Source organism: Ruegeria sp. HKCCD7251 (assembly GCF_013031165.1).
GTDB lineage: Bacteria > Pseudomonadota > Alphaproteobacteria > Rhodobacterales > Rhodobacteraceae > Ruegeria.
Genome location: NZ_WPZC01000006.1, coordinates 209775 through 229343 on the forward strand (window position 1 = coordinate 209775; position 19569 = coordinate 229343).

Annotated in this window: 17 protein-coding genes; 8 read left to right on the forward strand and 9 right to left on the reverse strand. The window is 53.8% G+C overall.

What is annotated here, in order from left to right:
- Window positions 1-5 precede the first annotated feature (5 nt).
- The 3 genes from GOX75_RS15685 to GOX75_RS15695 are packed head-to-tail and all read left to right on the forward strand — an operon-like array spanning window position 6 to window position 2845.
- Window positions 6-620 (forward strand): glutathione S-transferase family protein, encoded by a 615-nt coding sequence (locus tag GOX75_RS15685; RefSeq protein WP_171124639.1) that lies wholly within the window; start codon window positions 6-8, stop codon window positions 618-620.
- A gap of 14 nt (window positions 621-634) precedes the next feature.
- Window positions 635-1687, forward strand: coding sequence for a saccharopine dehydrogenase (locus tag GOX75_RS15690; protein WP_171124642.1), 1053 nt, complete (start codon window positions 635-637; stop codon window positions 1685-1687).
- A 3-nt stretch (window positions 1688-1690) separates the two neighbouring features.
- Complete coding sequence (locus GOX75_RS15695) at window positions 1691-2845, forward strand: saccharopine dehydrogenase family protein (RefSeq protein ID WP_171124644.1); 1155 nt, start codon at window positions 1691-1693, stop codon at window positions 2843-2845.
- Window positions 2846-3116: 271 nt separating this feature from the next.
- Here GOX75_RS15695 and GOX75_RS15700 read toward each other — a convergent pair whose 3' ends face one another.
- The 3 genes from GOX75_RS15700 to GOX75_RS15710 form a co-directional block, all read right to left on the reverse strand.
- Window positions 3117-3836, reverse strand: a complete 720-nt coding sequence (locus GOX75_RS15700; RefSeq protein ID WP_171124646.1) for a hypothetical protein — start codon at window positions 3834-3836, stop codon at window positions 3117-3119.
- Window positions 3837-4374: 538 nt separating this feature from the next.
- A complete protein-coding gene (locus GOX75_RS15705) occupies window positions 4375-4782 on the reverse strand; it encodes a universal stress protein (protein WP_171124648.1) in 408 nt (135 codons plus the stop codon).
- A gap of 57 nt (window positions 4783-4839) precedes the next feature.
- Window positions 4840-5289, reverse strand: coding sequence for a phasin family protein (locus GOX75_RS15710; protein WP_171124650.1), 450 nt, complete (start codon window positions 5287-5289; stop codon window positions 4840-4842).
- Between the two features lie 200 nt (window positions 5290-5489).
- Here GOX75_RS15710 and GOX75_RS15715 point away from each other — a divergent pair, with 200 nt between their 5' ends.
- Window positions 5490-6647, forward strand: coding sequence for a cation:proton antiporter (locus tag GOX75_RS15715; protein WP_171124652.1), 1158 nt, complete (start codon window positions 5490-5492; stop codon window positions 6645-6647).
- A gap of 15 nt (window positions 6648-6662) precedes the next feature.
- Here the strand turns inward: GOX75_RS15715 and GOX75_RS15720 are convergent, their stop codons facing one another.
- Together GOX75_RS15720 and GOX75_RS15725 are read right to left on the reverse strand one after the other, a co-directional pair.
- Window positions 6663-7070, reverse strand: coding sequence for a cytochrome c (locus GOX75_RS15720; RefSeq protein WP_171124654.1), 408 nt, complete (start codon window positions 7068-7070; stop codon window positions 6663-6665).
- 160 nt (window positions 7071-7230) lie between these two features.
- Window positions 7231-8835 (reverse strand): Na/Pi cotransporter family protein, encoded by a 1605-nt coding sequence (locus GOX75_RS15725; RefSeq protein WP_171124694.1) that lies wholly within the window; start codon window positions 8833-8835, stop codon window positions 7231-7233.
- A 436-nt stretch (window positions 8836-9271) separates the two neighbouring features.
- Here GOX75_RS15725 and GOX75_RS15730 point away from each other — a divergent pair, with 436 nt between their 5' ends.
- Together GOX75_RS15730 and GOX75_RS15735 are read left to right on the forward strand one after the other, a co-directional pair.
- On the forward strand, window positions 9272-10492 hold the full coding sequence (locus GOX75_RS15730) for an APC family permease (RefSeq protein ID WP_171124656.1): 1221 nt from the start codon (window positions 9272-9274) through the stop codon (window positions 10490-10492).
- 43 nt (window positions 10493-10535) lie between these two features.
- A complete protein-coding gene (locus GOX75_RS15735; RefSeq protein WP_171124658.1) occupies window positions 10536-12152 on the forward strand; it encodes a hypothetical protein in 1617 nt (538 codons plus the stop codon).
- On the opposite strand, the gene GOX75_RS15740 is transcribed toward GOX75_RS15735, so the two are convergent.
- Together GOX75_RS15740 and GOX75_RS15745 are read right to left on the reverse strand one after the other, a co-directional pair.
- A complete protein-coding gene (locus GOX75_RS15740; RefSeq protein WP_171124659.1) occupies window positions 12153-13745 on the reverse strand; it encodes a trypsin-like peptidase domain-containing protein in 1593 nt (530 codons plus the stop codon).
- A 219-nt stretch (window positions 13746-13964) separates the two neighbouring features.
- The gene (locus GOX75_RS15745) at window positions 13965-14468 is read right to left on the reverse strand and encodes an Hsp20/alpha crystallin family protein (RefSeq protein ID WP_171124661.1); all 504 of its coding nucleotides are present in this window, start codon (window positions 14466-14468) and stop codon (window positions 13965-13967) included.
- Window positions 14469-14748: 280 nt separating this feature from the next.
- On the opposite strand from GOX75_RS15745, the gene GOX75_RS15750 reads away from it, so the two are divergent.
- Entirely contained in the window at window positions 14749-16053 is a 1305-nt protein-coding gene (locus GOX75_RS15750) for a ferredoxin reductase family protein (RefSeq protein WP_171124663.1), read from the forward strand.
- A 327-nt stretch (window positions 16054-16380) separates the two neighbouring features.
- On the forward strand, window positions 16381-16944 hold the full coding sequence (locus tag GOX75_RS15755) for a flavodoxin domain-containing protein (protein WP_171124665.1): 564 nt from the start codon (window positions 16381-16383) through the stop codon (window positions 16942-16944).
- A 76-nt stretch (window positions 16945-17020) separates the two neighbouring features.
- Here GOX75_RS15755 and GOX75_RS15760 read toward each other — a convergent pair whose 3' ends face one another.
- Window positions 17021-17866: a universal stress protein gene (locus GOX75_RS15760; protein ID WP_171124667.1), complete on the reverse strand. Its 846-nt coding sequence runs from the start codon at window positions 17864-17866 to the stop codon at window positions 17021-17023.
- A gap of 88 nt (window positions 17867-17954) precedes the next feature.
- Window positions 17955-18332, reverse strand: coding sequence for a nuclear transport factor 2 family protein (locus GOX75_RS15765; protein ID WP_171124669.1), 378 nt, complete (start codon window positions 18330-18332; stop codon window positions 17955-17957).
- Window positions 18333-19569 lie beyond the last annotated feature (1237 nt).

A 19569-nucleotide genomic window follows, 5' to 3' on the forward strand; every position in this document is an offset into this window, starting at 1 on the left:
CTCAGATGCAGCTTTATTACGCCCCCCGCACGATCTCGATCGCTGTTGCCATAGCTCTGGAAGAGGCCGGGCTAGAGTATGAGGCGATCAAGCTGGATTTCCCAAACGGCGAACAGACCAAACCCGCCTACAAGCAGATCAATCCCAAGGGCCGCGTGCCCGCGCTGGTCGTTGACGGGGGCATCCTGACCGAAACCGGTGCGCTGCTGGATTACATCGCCACTGTGGCTCCGCAGGACGGGTTGATTCCGTCTGACCCGATTATGGCCGCGCGGATGCGCGAGGTGATGTATTACCTTGCCTCGACCATGCATGTGAACCACGCCCACAAGGTACGAGGTGAACGGTGGGCCGACAAGGAATCCAGTTGGAAAGATATGCAGGGCAAGGTCACACAAACGATGACGGCCTCTTGCGAATACATTTGCTCGAACGGGCTGCGTGGGCCGTTTGTACTGGGGGATGAGGTCTCGCTTGCGGATATCTACCTTTATGTGGTGTGTAGTTGGCTGGAGGGCGACGGTGTTGATGTGTCGGCCTTTCCCAAGATCATCGCATTTCGCAAGGCGATGGAGGCGCGGCCTTCCGTGCAGGCGGTACGCACTGCCGGAATGCTTTGACTAAAGGAACTGATATGACACATCTCTGGGTCCGGGCGGAACAGCGCCCGAACGAGGAACGGGTCGGACTAACCCCCGAGGGTGCCGCCGCCCTGATCGCCGCAGGTATCCGCGTGACGGTCGAGGAAAGCCATGTCCGCGCCATCCCATTGCAGGGCTACAAGGATGCAGGCTGCGAGATCGCGACTGAGAATTCATGGCCGGACGCCCCGCTGGATGCGATCATCTTCGGCCTCAAGGAACTGCCCGAAGACGGCACGCCCCTGCCCCACCGCCACATCATGTTCGGCCATGCCTATAAGGGGCAACATTCGGGCCGGGCGCTGCTCCAGCGATTCAAGGCCGGGGGCGGCACGCTGTATGATCTGGAATATCTGGTCGACGAAGACAGCCGCCGGGTTGCCGCCTTTGGCTATTGGGCGGGGTATGCGGGCGCGGCAGTCACGCTGAAGACATGGGCCGCGCAACAACGGGGGCAGGAATGCCCTCCGGTCGGAGTGTATCCGAACAAGTACGCTCTGAACGCCGAGCTGCTTGCCGAGCTGGACGCCACGGGCACCCGCCCCCGTGCTATTGTCATAGGCGCGTTGGGCCGCGTCGGCACGGGTGCTGCGGATATGTGCGAGGCGATGGGCGTTGCCGTCACCAAATGGGACATGGCCGAAACCGCCAGCGGTGGGCCATTCCCTGAAATCCTTGACCATGACCTGTTCCTGAACTGCATCTTCGCGCGCCCCGGCACGCCGGTCTTTGTCCCGCGTGACGCGATGAGCGCACCGCGCAACCTGACCGCCATTGGCGACGTGGCGTGTGACCCCGACAGCGATTACAACCCGGTGCCGGTCTATGACCGCGCAACCACATGGGAAGCACCCGCCCTGCGCGTGGCGACCGATCCAGTGATGGACGTTATGGCCATTGACAACCTGCCGTCGATGCTGCCCGTCGAAAGCTCGGAAGACTACGCCGCACAACTGTTGCCCTCGCTGCTGACCCTGACCGATCTGGACAAAGGCGTCTGGGGCAGGGCCGAAACAACCTACAAAACTCATATGAGAGGGATCTGAGCGATGACGATTCACTGGTGTGGCACCGGCCTGTCGGCCATCCCCGGCCTGCGCCGCCTGATTGAGGGCGGCCACAAAGTCACCGTCTGGAACCGGACCATCGACAAGGCCCGCGCCGAGGTCGGAGACCTGACCGACGACATCCGCGCCTTTGACATCGACGCGCTTGGCGCAGTGCTGGAAAAAGGCGACGTGATCGTATCCATGCTGCCTGGCGACTGGCACGTTCCTCTGGCCGAGCTGGCGATTGCGAAGGGCGCGAATTTCGTCTCGTCTTCTTACATCGCACCCGAAATGCGCGCGTTGGACGAAAAGGCGCGCGAAGCCGGTGTCGCCCTGATCAACGAAGTGGGTCTGGACCCCGGCATTGATCACCTGATGGCGCACGCGCTGGTCGCCGATTACCGCGCCTCGGATGCGTTTGATCCGCAAAACCACCTGAGTTTCATTTCCTATTGCGGCGGCATCCCGAAGAACCCCAACCCGTTCCGCTACAAGTTTAGCTGGTCGCCTCTGGGGGTGTTAAAAGCCCTACGGTCGCCGTCAAAATCAGTCCGTGACTACGCACCACTGGACGTCGCCCGCCCGTGGGACGCAATCACCAGCTACATCGCGCCTCTGCCAAGCCCGGAAAGCTTCGAGGTCTACCCCAACCGCGACTCGCTGCCCTTCATGGCCGAATACCAGTTCGAGGATCACTGGCCGATCAAGGAATTCGTCCGCGGCACCTTGCGCCTGAATGGCTGGGCCGATGCCTGGTCGGACGTGTTCACCGAAATCGAAACCCTGTCCGGCCCTGAAGGCGACGCGCGCCTGAAAGAAATGTCGGATCAGTTCTGGGACGAAAACGCCTATGACGAAGGCGAGCCTGACCGCGTGGTTCTGTGCGTGGGCCTGAAGGCCGAAAAAGACGGCTCCGAGGTCTGGCACAAGACCTATGTTATGGATGCCTGGGGTGACGAACGCGGAACCGCAATGGCGCGACTGGTGTCTATCCCCGTGTCTCTGGCTGTTGAGTCTGTGTTGAATCGCGAAATTCCTGCCGGCGTTCATGCCGCCCCCAGCGATCCTAAGCTTGTGCAAAGCTGGATGTCGGAAGTCGACAAACTGGCTCAGCACTTGCAAGTAGTGACACATTCGACGGACGCCGTGTCCTGAGGGCGCGTGTTCGGGCAAGTAGCACTACAGGGAATTTTTGCGCTGGGCGCCTCTTCCTCCTATTCCCGGGGGGAACCATCACATAGTAATAGCTGCAGAAGTGGCTATTACTGAGCTGATTTGGCAGGATTTGGCGTATAGAACTGGAGGCCACTTGGAAGTGATTGAGTTCGTTGCGTGAGACGAAACACAAGCGGTTTTAACCTCTTCAGCCTATTGTCGCCCTCCCGGACGAAGCAATTATTCGGCAGTCAGATCGGGTCGCATCAATCTAGTATTCGACGCTCCATTGCAGAGCATAGTTATAGTGGAAAAACCTTTTTTTTGCGATATGTCTGTTATGTGGATCGCCAGTGAACGACTGCACGAAGCTTTCGAACGAAGATGCCGGTCGCTCATAGAAAACGAATATCTCCACAATATCGCCGCCATTGTTTCGAATTATCTGAGCTGTAACCAAGTAGTCTTTTTTGGAAGCAAAATCCGGCGTTATGTTCGCGGTTTGGTAGCCGTCACTTCTAATGGTCCTATTCACTTTTGGGTTTCCCGACCGCAAAATGTACGTAACATCAGATCGGGGAACGACTTGTAAGTCAGAGTTATCCAACTCGCAAAAAAACCCGCCGCAGTCCTTTAAAGTGAACAAAATAGCTGTGTCATCTTTCGTCCAGTTATCGAGAATAATTGCGTGAACATCTCCATTAACTCTACTCTGGTTCCGCTTTGAGAACTCAGAAATTTGCTCTAAAGGTGCTATAGCCCATGTTGCATTAAAGAACGGCTTTCTAAGCTGGTAAACATCCGCAAGTGAGTGCGGAGGAGGAAAAAACTTGACCAGAAAACTGTCCGTTTGAACCAGTTCTATTGCGTAGTTTCTTATTCTCTCTTCCAGATTGGTACGATTTCTATAGCGAACCGTCGAAGAGCTAATCATCCCAAGAATGCAAAGGGTTGCGATAGCCAAGAAAAGAATTTTCAGCTTTCCAATCAATTTTGATTCTTTCTCAAAGCCTTAGTGAAAATTCCCGCCTGGGATAGAGAAGCAATTCTAGTGCACTAAGAGTCAACGAACCGCGAACAATCATAAAATCAGGATTTCCCGACTCCGTCATACTCCTACCTAATGGGTTGAGGTTAAGGGGGCCGCGTAAGCCCCGACTAACGACGCGGTGAAGGCATTAATCGATTGATCTGGTGGACTGTTTGTAGATCGAACGGTCTGGTTTGGAATATTGGTTGCGGGAGCAGGATTTGGCCTTCATCGAACAACCGTCCTTCGAAGAAAAGGAAAGTAGACTACATCTCGAAACACAATCTGAAGCTCCGAAGCAACCCAAGTGTCGAAAGCGTCCAAGCGACCGACCAGCAACTGCTCTTCACAATAAAGAAATCCAGCGTTCTAATTAATTCGAAACCGCAGGCAAGCTGCAGTCCAAGGGTTCTTTGGCTCAGCGGTCAATTCTCTTGATCTGATTTGGCTCACTAAGAATCGAGCCACTCAAAAAGGAAGCCACACCGCTAACATTGGCTCAACGAATTACATGAACCGAGCACCTGGCGTGATGCACGACTCTGTTTGCAGTGGAACCTAAAAATATGTCCTCAAAACCAGGCTTGTGCGAAGCCAAGAAGATGCAATCCGCATCGCTCTCATTTGCGAAGTCGACAATAGCCCTACCTGCGTGCCCAGAGATGAGCCGAGCCTTCGCGCCTGGAATTTCAGAAGCAGTTTGATGCAGGTTTTCCAGGATTTCATGCCGCGTATTGGCAAGTACTTCGCTGGGAATCTGAGACCCTACATACGCCGGAATTGGTTCTTGGACGTGTATCACGGTGAATACAGCGTCCGCATCAGCCAATTGGCGCGCGGCTTCAAACGACGCTTGTGTGTCGTGTTCTTGGTCCAGAGCAACCGGGATCAGGATATTCTTGTACATTTGACCTCCTATCTACTGCTCCGATGATTCCAGTTTGGTTCCTCGGCAGCAGGAAACCTATACAGGCTCGGACTTTGAAGATTTCCCCGCGCTCTTTGTAGCGGCTACAACCTCATCAACTGTTTTCTCAACAGCTTCAGCTTCGGTTTCAGCGACATAAGATGCACAACGGGACACGGTTTCGAACCATTCCTGAGCGTCAGCAACCAACCGCTCCGCCGAATGGCGCTGCCACTCCGCCATGCTCTGAACGGCTTTAGAGGGATCGGACGGGTGCGCGGAAGACACATTGCGTGCAGCTTTTAGAGCCGTTCGGACCGCCTCATGACGCCGTTCGAACCAATGCTGTGCAAAGGCCTCTGTTTCTTCGAGCAATTTTTCTTGTGCGTCCCAAAACTGTTCGATCTGGGCACCGAAGGCCGGATTACCAGACATGGGCGGCTGCATTTGCTTGAAAACATCCACAAGTGAGGTCGGGCTATTTGTGCTAGATTTCTTTCTCGGCATCGAAAATTCCTCCTCATTTCCTGAATAAGCTATTGTGCCACCTGCGGCATGCTTTCGCCTTAATACAGATCAATTACCCTTATCTTTAGCACTCTCGGCTTAGACCGCGACAGGGCGCTCGCATTCTCTCCGACACCGGTTCCTAGCAGGCAGGGTTGGAGTTAGAGTAATCTAGACAAGAACTTAACGCTTGGTTTTCTATGCACGTTGCCGGCTTTCTGATTACCCTTGGTGTCCTCTTCCTTGCCGGATTGGCGGCCGATCAATTTGGTCGGGCCACGCATCTTCCTCGTGTTACAACCTTGCTTTTCCTCGGTCTGATCGCCGGGAACGCCGGAATGGGGTTGATCCCACTCGACGTTGCAATGTGGTTCGACGAGATATCCATTGTGGCCTTGACGATGGTCGCGTTTCTTCTTGGAGGATCTTTGACTCGCGAGAACCTGGTCCAACATGGCCGAGCCATTCTGACGATTTCGGTTTCAATCGTGGTGGCAACCCTTGTTATTGTGTCTGCCGGACTGACCGCAATTGGCGTACCCTTCGGGTTGGCGTTGGTGCTGGCGGCAATTGCTACGGCTACAGCTCCGGCCGCAATGACAGACGTGATCAATCAATCTGGGGTGTCCAACAGCTTCACCGAGACATTAAAGGGCGTCGTCGCAATTGATGACGCTTGGGGTCTGTTAGTTTTCAGCATCGCCTTAGTTCTGGCCGGTCATTCGGATGGTTGGGCCACAGTCACGACCACGGCGATTTGGGATTTCGGAGGGGCTATTTTGTTGGGTTCCGCACTAGGCGTGCCATCCGCTTACCTGACTGGCCGCTTGAAACCGGGAGAGCCAATGCAGGCAGAAGCAGTGGGAATAGTCTTTCTTACAGCGGGCCTCGCGCTTTGGCTGGAGGTTTCATTCTTGGTCGCAGGCATGGTTGCGGGCGCAGTGATCGGGAATCTTGCCCGCCATCATGATCGTGCTTTTCACGAGATCGAACATATTCAGTGGCCGTTCATGATTTTGTTCTTCCTACTGGCTGGCGCCACGTTGGAAATTGAAGCCTTCGGTTTGATGGGCTGGGCTGGTGCTCTTTTCCTATTCTTGCGTGCCGTGGCCCGCCTTGTCGGAGGTTACTGCGGAGCAAAACTGGGCGGCCTGCCTCGCCGTCAGACCCGCTGGTACGGTCCCGCTTTGTTGCCACAGGCTGGTGTCGCGGTAGGTATGGCCCTTGTAGCTGGAGAACAATTTCCGCATTGGGCCGCGTCGATCATGGCCTTTACTCTAGCCAGTACTGTGGTCTTCGAGGTGTTGGGGCCGCCACTGACTCTCATGTCAATCAAACGCACGGCTGACACGGACTAGCAGATTGGTCAGTGACTATTCAGACTGGATCGACTCAAGGAAGGCGAGCAAATTCGCCAACGGCAGGCCTACCATCATAGGTTGCCCATTAGTTAGAGCCACTGCGATTTGTTGGTCTGTCTCAAACACCGCGCCAAAGATTGGCATTTCGCCGCCATGGGCGAGCAATTGTGAACGACCATCAATCTGTTCAGCTATGCGAACTATCGGAATCACACCGTCGTTTTCGCCCGCCAATTTGGTTAGGTCGGGTGTTCGAATAGCCAGCATTTCGGCCATTGGTCCGTCTCCGGTCGCTTCGAAACCGTGACATTGCCAGCAATACGTCCGGTACAAATCTCGTCCCTCATCGACGCTGACCTCCTGCGCTAGTACGGGCCTTGTGACGAACAGTGCCAGTAAAATCCCGCGAACAATCTGCATACGCTCCTCCAATTAGCTGCCCCGGATGCAAATCTTATTAATGCGCATCCTTAAGAAACTTCTTTGACCTCGCTCATGTTGCACCCTTCAGCACGAAGATTGGCGTTTAGGTCGAATAGCGCTTGAGCACGTGCCAAATCTAATCAAGGCCAGCCTCCAACTACGCCACGTCGTCATTGACCTCAGCACCCTTGCGCCCAGACGGCACTCCTTCCAATGCGTTCAAATGCCAGCGAATTCGCCAGAGGTGATAAGACACCCGATGCAGCCATCTGAGAGCATCCAACCGAGCCCAAACGACGTCGTCCGGCAGACTGTCAGTTGCAGCGTCGGAGATGAGCAAGTCTCTGCGAAGTTTCCTCTGTCGCCGCATAAAACGGCGAAGACGGTTCAGCGTGCTTTCACACCGCACTGGATTGTCGATCTCTAAATAGCCGTCAGTCGCTGTAATCAACACCGAAGCAAGCCGTTTCAAACGCCGGTCTTTTGGTAACTCGCTTATCCGATCATCTTGGCTACACCGGTAAAGCAGCCGGTCAAGATGGTCGAGGACATGGTACATACCCTTGATGCTGGATATCTCTGCGTCGGACCTGCTGGGCAGTTCAATCTTGTCTAGGTACGAGCGCGCTTCCGATACAGCAGTCTCAATGCTGTCCCGCCCATAGTCGGGTCCGCTTGGCTGAGATGCCCCGATACATGACCGAAGGTGCGCCACTTCGGCCCTTACAATTTGTTCGACTGCGGCTTTTGCTGCATCCACCGCTATTTCCGGCATCCCGAGGACGAGAGGATCCAGAGGTCTCGTTAAGTCAGCCCCTTTGTCGGATACGAGCGCCTCGACAAATCTGGCGAAAGGTTTCGCGAACGGCAAGATCAGCGCCACACCTATGGCGTTGAAGAAACTATGGAACGCGACAAGCGCGGTCAGAGAGTTTCCAGCCCCCGTCCCGCTTACAAAGACCGCAGTAAACGGCCCTAGCAGGAAAAATGCCATTGCCCCTGTCATCACGTTGTAGATCACATGAGCAAAACCGGTGCGGCGCGCCATCGTGCCCCCACCCAAGGTGGCCAGAACAGCGGTGAAAGTTGTCCCCACGTCCATTCCAATGACCAGAGCCGCTGCTTGGGGGAAGTTCACGGCACCGACGCTCAACGCAGCCAATGCCGTTGCAACACCAGCACTCGAAGACTGCGTCACCATGGTGATAACGACACCGATCAATACAAGCTTCAGCCTGCCCAGCAGCGTATCAGGTGGAAAATCGGCAGGGGTAACTACGCCGCGAAAGGCGTCAAGCCCGGATTTGAGTTGCTCGATCCCAATGAAAATCAAGCTGAATCCGGCCAACGCCAGCCCAAGGCCGGCAACCGCTTTCCTTCCCGAAAGCGCCAGCAAAGCCCCAACAAAAACAACGGGCAACATCACTTGCCCCAACTCTAACTTGAACCCCAAGAGCGCGACGAGCCAACCTGTCATGGTCGTTCCGATATTGGCCCCAAAGATGATCCCAAGCGCTTGGGGAAACGTGAGCAGACCAGACGCGACAAATCCGACGGCCGCAACTGTGGTCGCACTGGAAGATTGGATTGCAGCTGTCGTGACCGCGCCTGTTACGGCCCCGGTAAACGGTGTCGACGTGAACCGGCCCAAAATATCCCGCAGTCGCGCCCCTGCCAAAGCCTTCAATCCGTCCGTCATCAACAGCATTCCGACAAGGAACAGGCCGATGCCGCCCAAGGCTGGTAACAGGTTCCAAAACATCACGAATAGCTTTCCACCCTAAATCTCACACCGCCTAACACATTTGCTTTGCCTTTAAGTTCGACGACAAACGACAGTTGGTTTGCGTTCAGCCTCGCAGACCCGACGCCGCGAGTTGATTGACATAGATCAAAGCACCAACATGAACTACATAGTGAAATTCGAATGTTTCAACATATTCTACGTTCACCGTCCTGTCCCCAAGTAACACAAAGGTGAACGGAATTTTGAAGGAGTGGAGGTTCCACCCACGGGGGCTCGGCAGGAGTGATGGCGAGCCCCCAGTTAGTTGATTGGCGCCGAATGCGCCCAGACGTTGAGACACAAGGCATTCGGTGCAGCTTTGACCAAAGGATTAAGTCGCTGCGCCAATCGAGACAAAAAGAGAAGGACGCCACTGACGACGTTCGGAATGGGCAGTTGGCGGAAATCACTTATGAACTCTGTTGATCCAAACGAACAGAAACTCAGACGGGCCCTTACTACCCCGTTGCTCACGCTTTATGGCCTTGGGGTAACGGTCGGTGCTGGCATTTACGTTTTAGTCGGTGCAACAGCAGACATTGCCGGACCGTTTGCGGCGTTGTCGTTCGTTGTAGCTGCGCTCGTCGTATCACTCACCGCGCTTTCGTATGCAGAACTCGCAACTCGATTTCCTGTCAGCGCAGGTGAAGCAGCCTATGTTGAGGCCGGATTTCGGAAAAACTGGATGGCGGTTTTCGTTGGACTCGCGGTGGCAGCCTCGGGCGTTATCTCCGCTTCTGCCGTTGCAATTGGCGCAGCATCATACCTTCACGCTTTGACCGGTTTTGCGATCCCTATTTTGACTATCAGTGTTGTTTTGATCATGGGTCTAATCGCGCTTTGGGGGATCACTGAGTCGGTCTTTGTCGCGGCTGTCATCACGATCATTGAGATCGCAGGTCTTCTTTTTGTGATTGGCTGGGGCATGTCGATCCAAGATCCGCAGGGATATGGGATCAGTTCGATGCTTCCGCCGCTGGAACTCGACGCGTGGAGAGGCATTTTCGCAGCATCACTTCTCGCCTTCTTTGCATTTGTTGGCTTTGAGGACATGGCCAATGTCGCTGAAGAGGTTAAAGACCCTGTGCGCACCATCCCAAAAGCGATTATGCTAACGCTCGTTCTGGCGACCGTGTTGTATCTTGGAACCTCAATGACCGTTCTACTTGTTGTTCCGATCGATGTTCTTTCGACGTCCGCAGCACCCCTCGCGCTTGTGTTTTCAAACGCCCCCGAGGTGATTAAACAGGGCTTTTCCGCAGTTGCGATTGTGGCGACAGTCAACGGAGTACTGATCCAGATGATCATGGCCTCGCGGGTGATCTACGGACTAGCTGACCGTGACCATTTGCCGAAGGTTCTGGCGATAGTCCCTAAAGCAACGCAGACACCAGTAGTTGCTACTTTGCTGGTCGTGGCGATCATCGTACTGCTGACTCAAACTTTACCGATTGGTACTCTGGCAGAGCGCACATCCCAGATCGTTCTGGGTGTCTTTGTACTTGTCAACATTTCGCTGATCCTGCTGAAGATGCAGACGGACGAGGCTGCCAAGCACTTCCGCGTTCCTCTTATGGTACCGATCCTTGGGGTGATCACCAGCGCATTGCTTTTCGGATCTGGATTTCTCTAACTAAATACAACGACCCAAAGGCTTCCACGAGCTACCACGGCATATGACGACTGACCAAACTTCCATAGGATCAAAACTCTCGGCCTGGTGGCATAGAACGTTTGTGGATCTAGTTCAGCAGCTGCAATGGTCCTATCTGCCGCCATTGATGGTCTATTTTGCGGCCGGCGTGTCCGGCCTGACCTCGGTCGTCGGCGCTTTTTTCCTGAAAGATTACCTCGATTTATCCGCCTCTTTCGTTGCAGGACTCGCGTTTTGGGCCGGTATCCCTTGGATCCTCAAAATGCCGCTTGGTCATGTCGTGGACCTGTTCTGGCGCTGGAAGTCCCTGCTGATTCTGTTCGGCGCATCCCTGATCACATTCTCTTTGCTCACAATGTATGGGCTTGTGACCGCTCCCGTGCAAATGGCGTCCATTATGCCACTGGAAGACTGGTATGTCGTCGCGTTGCTATTGGCGCCTTCGGGCTATGCCATTCAGGACGTTGTTGCCGACGCCATGACGGTTGAGGCGGTGCCAAAGGTTGACCCAAACGGCCTACCATTTTCGCCTGAAGAAACCCGTGCTCAGCACACGACGATGCAAACCTTGGGCAGAGTTTCCATTATTTCAGGGTTTGCCGCGGTTGCGGCTGTAAACATCTGGATTTTCTCTGGAAAAGAGGACTTGCAAAAGCCCGATCGTCTTGCACTTTATGGCCAAGTTTACCTGATAGCTCTGGCTATCCCTGTATTGTCTGTAAGCGGCGTCGTCCTTCACAGCTTGATCCAGCGTCAGCGTATAAGATCGGGCCACCCGCCCTACACACCGGATGAAGTCACCGAAGTCAAATGGTCCATATTGCTGGGCGGCCTGGCATTCGTTGTGCTTAGCATCGTGCTGGGAACCGCTGATTTCGAATTTGCGCAGGAAACAGTCTTTGCGGTTTCCCTGGCGGTAATCTTGTACCTCATGTCGCGCCTGCTCAAAGAGCTGGAACCGGCCCAAGCCAAAGCCTTAATCGGGACAGCGACAATCATTTTTGTTTTCCGTGCCGTTCCTCTGCCGGGACCAGGCCTGACTTGGTTTGAAATCGATGAACTGGGGTTCGATGAACAATTCCTAGCAATTCTGGCTCTGTTAACTTCGCTGCTGGCGTTGCTGGGGTTAATCGTTCTCCGGCCGTTTATGGCCAATCGCTCCATTGCGCATGTGGTAGCATTGCTGACGATCGCCGCGGGCGTTCTCGCACTGCCCAACCTTGCCCTCTACTACGGTGTACATGAATGGACGGCGGCGCATACCGGCGGAGTTGTCGACGCAAGGTTCATTGCCATTCTTGATACAGCGGTTGAATCGCCGCTTGGGCAGATTGCCATGGTCCCGATGTTGGCTTGGATCGCACGCAATGCCCCAGTTCAATTGAAAGCGACCTTTTTTGCCGTGATGGCATCGTTCACAAACATGGCATTGTCGGCCAGCAGCCTCAGCACCAAGTACCTCAACCAGACGTACGTAATCACGCGCGCTGTCACCAACCCTGAGACCGGTGAGGTCACGTCCACCGCGGACTATAGTCAACTTGGATACTTGCTGATCTCTGTGGCCGTGATCTCAGTGATCGTTCCACTGGCTACAGTGTTCGTCGTTCAAAACTCGCGCTTCCGAACGAGCGAATGATTACTGGCTTTCCACCTCTCCCAGCAGAACTCTGAGATGTGAGACCGGGACGCCGATGTTTGAACCACCAAACTCGGGCAGGATCGCAGCATTGATGGCAACTACTTCGCCCCGCCGATTCAATGCTGGCCCTCCGCTCCCACCGGTCGTAGTCTCAGCGTCATAAACGATGGCGCTCCCACTCGTCCGCGCAACGATCCCCCGGCTTGCTAGCGGGTGAATCTTGCTTTGAGCGGAAAGCCGGGACGCGATCGACCAAAAGTTCATCGTTCCTTCTGCCTCCAGTTCCTCTAGAAAGCTCGGACCAGCCTGCGCGATCAAAGCTTTCAAACCCGTTGGATATCCCAACAGATAAAGCTCTTCACCGACGCGCGACGTGGCATCCGCCAAAGGAAGGCCGAGGTCCTGAACGCGGCTTGGCTCAACTGCCAAAATCGCCAAGTCTGCCGCTTCACTGAACCGGACCAAACGCGCCTCTATTGGTTTCGTCTGATCAGGCAAATAGGCCAGCAGCCTCAACATCTCTGGCTCAAGACCAGCGTCGCTCAGCGCTTTCTCTCGGTTCCCCGAGGTCCAGGGCAAAGCGACATGGCGGTTGGTGGCCATCAATGGCACCCCAGCAATCAAAAACCCTGTTCCGGTGAACTGAAATTCTGCAGGTTCGCCGGTCCCGTCCGGTTCTATCCAAGGCTGGCCAAACGGGGTCCTCTGGTTTTCTCCGTTCGGTCCCAAAACGTGCCGCAATATCTTCCCGCTTTCCACGTGGCGCAATCCATAAGCCCCCTGAAGGAAAGCTACAGATCGAGTGGAGGCAGCTATCACCCGTGTGGGTGCCCCCGCCCGTTGCTCCAAGGTTCCAAGACGCTGATCGGTCGACAAAACCTGGTTCTCAAAAGCGTCACGCAACGAAGCCAAGTCATCAGGCGTAAGCGCGTCTTCTCGCGTCTGAGCGAGCATAACTGCGACCGCTTCAATCTTGCGGGACTCCTGTTCAATACTATCCGCCAAGCGCCGGTCGTTTTGGTAAAGCAGGTACCCAAACCCCGCGATCACAAGAAGCGTCGAAAGAACTGTGATCCTGAACAATATCGTCGTTTGAGAGGCAAGCCGCCGCCCACTATCGCGCAGGGCACCAGACATCTTTTTAGCGAAAGGTCGACGGCTCGTTCGGGTGTAAGCATATGCATCACTGAGGATATCCTCGACTGTATGGTGCGCGGGAAATGAGTGATCGCACAACCTGTATCGAGACATAGGACCCATTTCGCCAAACTCGATCATGTCGCCATGGTTAAGAGACGCCGATGAGGTTTTTTGTCCGTTTACCCATACATTGCGCCCTACCGATGCGGTTATTGTGTAACCGTCGTCAGCCCACTGTAGGGTCGCAATATCGTTATCATGGGGAGGCAGGTTGTCTTTAGGTCGAAGGTTTAGCACCCTGCCATTGTCAACTGAAACCGTTAGGGTTTTATCTACAAGCCAGTTCACGTTTCCGCGCGAGGGTCCGGTCAGGCTCTCCAGAAAGGCTCGCACTTCACCTTCACCAGCATTTCCTGAGGATGTAATGCTACTCGCTTCTGGTTTTCGCATTATGACCCCCTATCCAAACGCGTGAGGGCATTCTACCACGCTGCAACACCAAACCCATGGCCTGGTGCGAATGTACAAAAAACGCATTTATACAAACACTTGCGATACCTGCCCGGATTCAACCAAAGACACTTATCAGGCCGCAACTCTAAGAAGGCCGATCCATGATCGACCCTTTGCATTGGCATTTTTTTGCATGGTATCGAGCCAACAGACCGTCTATTTCGACGATACCTTGATCTTACGGCTTGGATTCTGAGGCTCAGACTTCGGCATTTCGATGTGCAGAACGCCTTTGTCGAATTCAGCTGAAATCTTGTCGATTTCCACAGTGTCTGGCAGCGACATGGCTCTAGAAAAACTGCCATAGCTTCTTTCGCTGACACGTAGATCGCCCGTTTCATCATGCGCAATCTTCTTCTGACCGCGCAGGATTAGCCTGCGATCCTTGATTTCAATTTCCACATCATCCTCTTCGAGCCCTGGCAATTCAGCCGTCAGGACAATCGCAGAATCCGTTTCTTGGACATCGATTGCAGGTGAAATCGCACCTGTCATGTCAAGAGACGGAAAACCCGTGCGTTGCGCAGCCGTTTCCATTGGTAGGAAAGGTGATCCTCCCCCGAAAAAACGCGACATCAGGGTTTCCATTTCACGCCGAAAGTTGTCGGAGAGCGGATGCGTTCCAGTGAAAAGTTGCGGGGATTTTTTGTCTTCTAGCATTTTTTGAGCCTCCTCCTTTGGTCTGATTTCGCGCGCGCAACATTATGACAGAAAAAGCCGTCAAGGACCTTGATCTTGCGCAAGCATGCAACCTCATCCTTCGCCAGATCGCACGCACCGGTTGAACGAACAGAATCGGGTAACATCGCCCACCAAGCTTGCCATGTCGTGGTGGATTTAACACCAATCTCAGTAGTCTTGATCGGAACCCCAGGTCAGCCTAGCGTTTATTTTGAATGAGCCCGAACTGCCTAGCTTTAGCACAGTGGAGCGAAACCGTATGAAATGGCTTTATCTGGCGCTGATTTACGTTTTGCTGATCTTGGCTCCCTTGGGTTTTTCTTGGTCTCTGGGATGGCCACCACGATCCTTTCATCAAGAGCTCGCGTCCGGGCTTGGAATGCTTGCGTTTTCAATAATCTTAGTCGAGTTCCTGCTGTCTGGGCGGTTCAGGTTCATCTCTTCCGGCTTGGGTATGGATGTGACCATGCGGGTGCATCAGTTGATGGCGCGTACAGCACTCGGCTTTGCGCTGATACACCCGCTTCTGTATCAGGGTACGCCTTCTGGCGGACGCCGACCGTGGGATGAAACAAATCAAATTACGATTTCGACCGACTTTTCAGCGCTGGTATCGGGCATCGGCGCATATTTTTTACTGTTCATTCTGGTCGCCTCGGCAATTGCCCGTAAATCCCTTGATTACAAGTACGAAACATGGCGCCTCTTTCACTGGCTGGGAGCCTTGGTGATTGCTTGCCTGCTGTTGCACCACACGGTCTATGCTGGGCGCTACGGTGGGCATCCGCTATTGGCGTATCTCTGGCTTACCCTGACCAGTATTGCAGTTGGAACTGTGCTGTATGTCTATCTCGTTCGGCCTTTACGTCAGAGGAAAAGGCCGTGGCGCGTCACTTCTGTGTCTCGACTAACACCGAGGCAATGGGAGTTTCGCATCAAGCCAGATGGTCACAACGGACTAACCTTCGAAGCAGGGCAGTTTGCCTGGCTAAACGTCGGCCACAGTGCTTTCTCGCTGCACGAGAACCCATTCTCGATTAGTTCGGCACCAGCCGAAGGCTCCGAAGTTTCATTCCTGATAAAGGAACTTGGGGATTTTACGTGCAGTCTCGGACAGATCGCCCTGCAAACCCGGGTCTATCTGGATGCCCCACATGGGAATCTGTCGATCAGCCACCGCCCTGAGACAGGAATTGTTTTAATCGCAGGTGGTGTCGGGATCGCGCCCATGTTGAGCATTATGCGTCAAGTTCGACTGAGTAGAACACAGCGCTATCTCAAGCTTATCTATGGCAACCGGGTGGAGGAGCAGATTGTTTTTCGCCAGGAATTGTCCAAAGAAGAAACAGTATTTGTTCTATCCGAACCGCCAAGGGATTGGTCCGGAGAGACAGGCTTGATCGACGGTCCCCTGTTGGATCGCAATTTGTCTTCTGAACAATTTGAAAGCTGGCTTTTTGTTCTCTGCGGCCCCCCTGCCATGATGGACGCCGTCGAAGATCATCTGATCGCACGGGGCACCGCGCCCCACCGGATTTTGTCTGAAAGGTTTGACTATGATTAGACTGCTCAGAAACCTGCCCACACGCAAACAGGTGAAGTTCGCAGTTTGGTGCATCAGTTTCATAGTCTTCATCGCTGTCTTGGCCTTTTCCTTACGGTAACCAGGCAAACTATTGAGCCTTGGCTAACTTCAAAATTATCAGCCGAAAAAGGCTGATTTGCGTGGAGATGTATGTCGTCGCGAACTTACTCAAAAGACATGATCTGCTTGGACAGAAAAGGAATTTCACAACTCTCCCAAGTAACGCCTTTGATGGAGATCAAGGGCAAAGCCCGCCTCTTATTCATAATCAGCAATCTATTCAGACCGATTTATGGGAGGATCGGAATGACCGTACTCATCGCCTTCGCTACAGTTGAAGGCCAGACAGCAAAGATTGCGCGCTTCATCACCGATCTCGCGAAGAATGCCGGTTTCGACGCAAAGCTGATCAATACCGATGAAATGCCCAGCCACGTTTCACTTGACGATGTGGTCAAGGTTATTCTCCTGGCCCCTGTCCACGAGCGTAAGCACCCCAAGTCATTCGAAGCATTTGTCGCTTCAAATAGAGATGCCTTAATGAAGCGAAAGTCTCTCGTGCTTTCCGTCGGTCTAAAAGCTGCTTTCGCGTCAGGTCGAGAAGAAGCACGCGACTATCTTGACGAAATGCTTCTTCGAACAGGATTTGAACCAAATGCGACGGCTTTGATCGCAGGCGCGGTGAGGCCCGAAAACTACGGGTATTTTGAGAGGGAGATTCTTCAGCACGTCGTCTTGCTCGGTCGAAAAATCGATCCACGAGAAGGGGCAAGGGAGTTTACTGACTGGGATGAACTCACGTCAATTGTGATAGAGTTCCTTGGCGAAAACAGGCGGACAAACACGCATCAACCTCAAGCAAACTCTTAAAAAAGTCTCTCAAGTATTTACCGATGAACTTTGATAGCCATGACTCCCGGAAAGTCACAGTTATCGGCTCACTTCATCAGTGTCCGAAAAGCACTGGTAAACTTGTCTGCTCCAACATTGCTTGCGTCGTGCCCCCAAAAACTGACTCTCGCAAATGGGAATGCCCATAAGCGCCCATAACAATGAGATCGGCCCCCGCTTCTCTTGATCGTTCTTGAATGCAATGTGCAACTGAATTTCCCCCGCACTGGAACTGCGACACGGTCACGTTGCAACCGTGATGGCCGAGCCATTCAGCTAGGTCAGTTCCGTGCTCACTACCTTCTACATCCTCAGGCGACGGCAAATCAAAACATCCAATTACAACTTCCTTGGCCGCCAGAAGAATGGGTAAAGCTAAATGCGTCGCCCTGGACGCAGGCAAGCAGTCATTCCATGCCAAAAAAACGCAGTCGCGTTGGGCAAACGGATCTCCATTGATCATCAGAGCAACCGGCGAATGAAACAATACTCCGCACGTGATCTTGTGAAATAAATCGGGGTCTTTTCGCAAATCAGCGTCTAGAAAAGCGATATCAGAGCATTTGGCTTGTTCTGCTACAAGTTGCTGTAACTCTGCTCCAAGTCCCATGAAGCCAGTTACATTTGCAGATACGCCCTGCCCAGCAAGAAGCGTTTCAACTTCAGTGGCGCGAGACTTCAGGGCGGCATTTTTCGCGTGAAGAATGTCCAACCAGTTTGAGGGCAGACCCGCCTCAACGAACCTGTTTGATCCATACTTCAGGTAAGGCAGGTTAGGTAAGGCCGCGATCAATACGCAATTCAGGTGGTCGTTCTGGATATGGGCAGTTTCAGCGCATTCCAAAATCGACGCGTCGTCAGCATCAACTCCTACATAATATGCCACTGTTCTGTGTTGCATTCCCGACCTCCGCCTGGAATTTCACTTCGCCCGAAAGCCGTGCGCATTGATTGAACCAGCAAATAGCCGATGTTGTTATTCGTTCTTCTTACTTCGGCAGCATGAAAAACTCTTCCAGCACAATCTTGCCCTCCGCCACCGAATACACCGCGATCTCGCGCAGGGTCATACGCTCACCCGTAGCCTTCTGAATCACTTCAGCTCTGAAGCGCACTCCAAAGCGGTTGGGTGGGTGGACGTAGGGGCCATCCACTTCTAGTTCTTGGATTTCATGCGACGCCAACCAATCCTCTCTTTTTCCCTTGATGGCTTCTCGACCCTTTGTTACGCGGAATTGTCGAACCGGAGGCACAACAGCCTCTATCGACTGCGCGTTTTCGGCATACATCTCATCAACACTTCCAAGGCCCCTGCGCTCACGCATGGCCTGGACGAATGATCTTCCGATTTCAATCAACTCTTCCATGAGCCCCCCCTGAATTACCGTTGACTGTACCACTTCTTGCCCGCGCAAATCTTGACACGGATCAATGAGCACAAGGGGAAATGCAATGAGGCCGATTCGTACTCAACTCTGCTCAGCCAGAAGTAACACACTTAATACAGCGCCAAATTCGCATCAATCTGCAGGAAAGGCGGACAGCGTCAGCACGCTAGTGTCGCAGTTGCTATTTGGTTTTTAGTCAGTGCGACCGTGCATTGGCGGCTGGTTGCAACCTAAAGCTGCCATGGAGATGTAATGGTATACAAGAGGAAGTGCCGAGGCGATTGCCACGGCCGTTTTTACCAAAAACAACTCTTCGCCCTTGCTTGCCAGACAATATCCGGCCCCCGCTCCTTCCCCCCGGTCTTGCGGGAGAAGGCCCTTCGCTTTCAGGTTCGTATCCGCGCGATGCCTTTTGTCGGAGGCCAGCCGCTTCCCCGCAGACTTCTCACCTGCCCCGCTTTGACCGCGTACGGTCTCGGCGGTCCCCGGTCCGACGAGTGTCTGAAGACATACGTCGACCGGTGGGTTCCGTAGTCGCGTTTCTGCACCGGGCCAGAAGGAGCCGCGTCGGTGCGGGATGGGGTAGTCCCCGAACCATAGTTCACAATTGGTGGCCGGTCGTGAACACACCGTGGTCACCGCTTTTTTTTGATCGTTTGCCAGGGAAAGCGGCAAGAATAAACCGGACGCAACGGAGACGGGGAGACCCATCCCGGCCCGGAACGTCCGATTTTGCGCTCTTGCTGACTAAGTGTATTGATCTGCTTTTTTTGGGGATCTTTGTGTTTCGCGCGGCCGCAAGTTGTACAAACCTTAGCTGACCCGAAGCGCCGCAGCCCACCAATAGCGCAGGCGGTTCGGGTCAGCGGCTCGACACAGACCCGGGACTAAATAGTTCTCTTTCCGTTCTCTTATTTGTGTTCAACTTTTGAAGCGGTTGCCTCGTCTCAACTAGCACGATTTCTCAGCAATCAGTGTTGCCGTGATGTGCGTCGGCTATTGGACGTGTGACCCGACTACGGAGTGTCCCAAACGGAGAATAACATGAGCGCTATGGCGTGCAGATCGAACTGGAGGGTGCGCTGGCAGCAATGATTGGGTTGGTCCAGAACGACAAAAGCCACCTTGCGGCGGCTTGTTCGAGACTCTGTTGGACCCAAGTGGTTGCGGGAGCAGGATTTGAACCTGCGACCTTCAGGTTATGAGCCTGACGAGC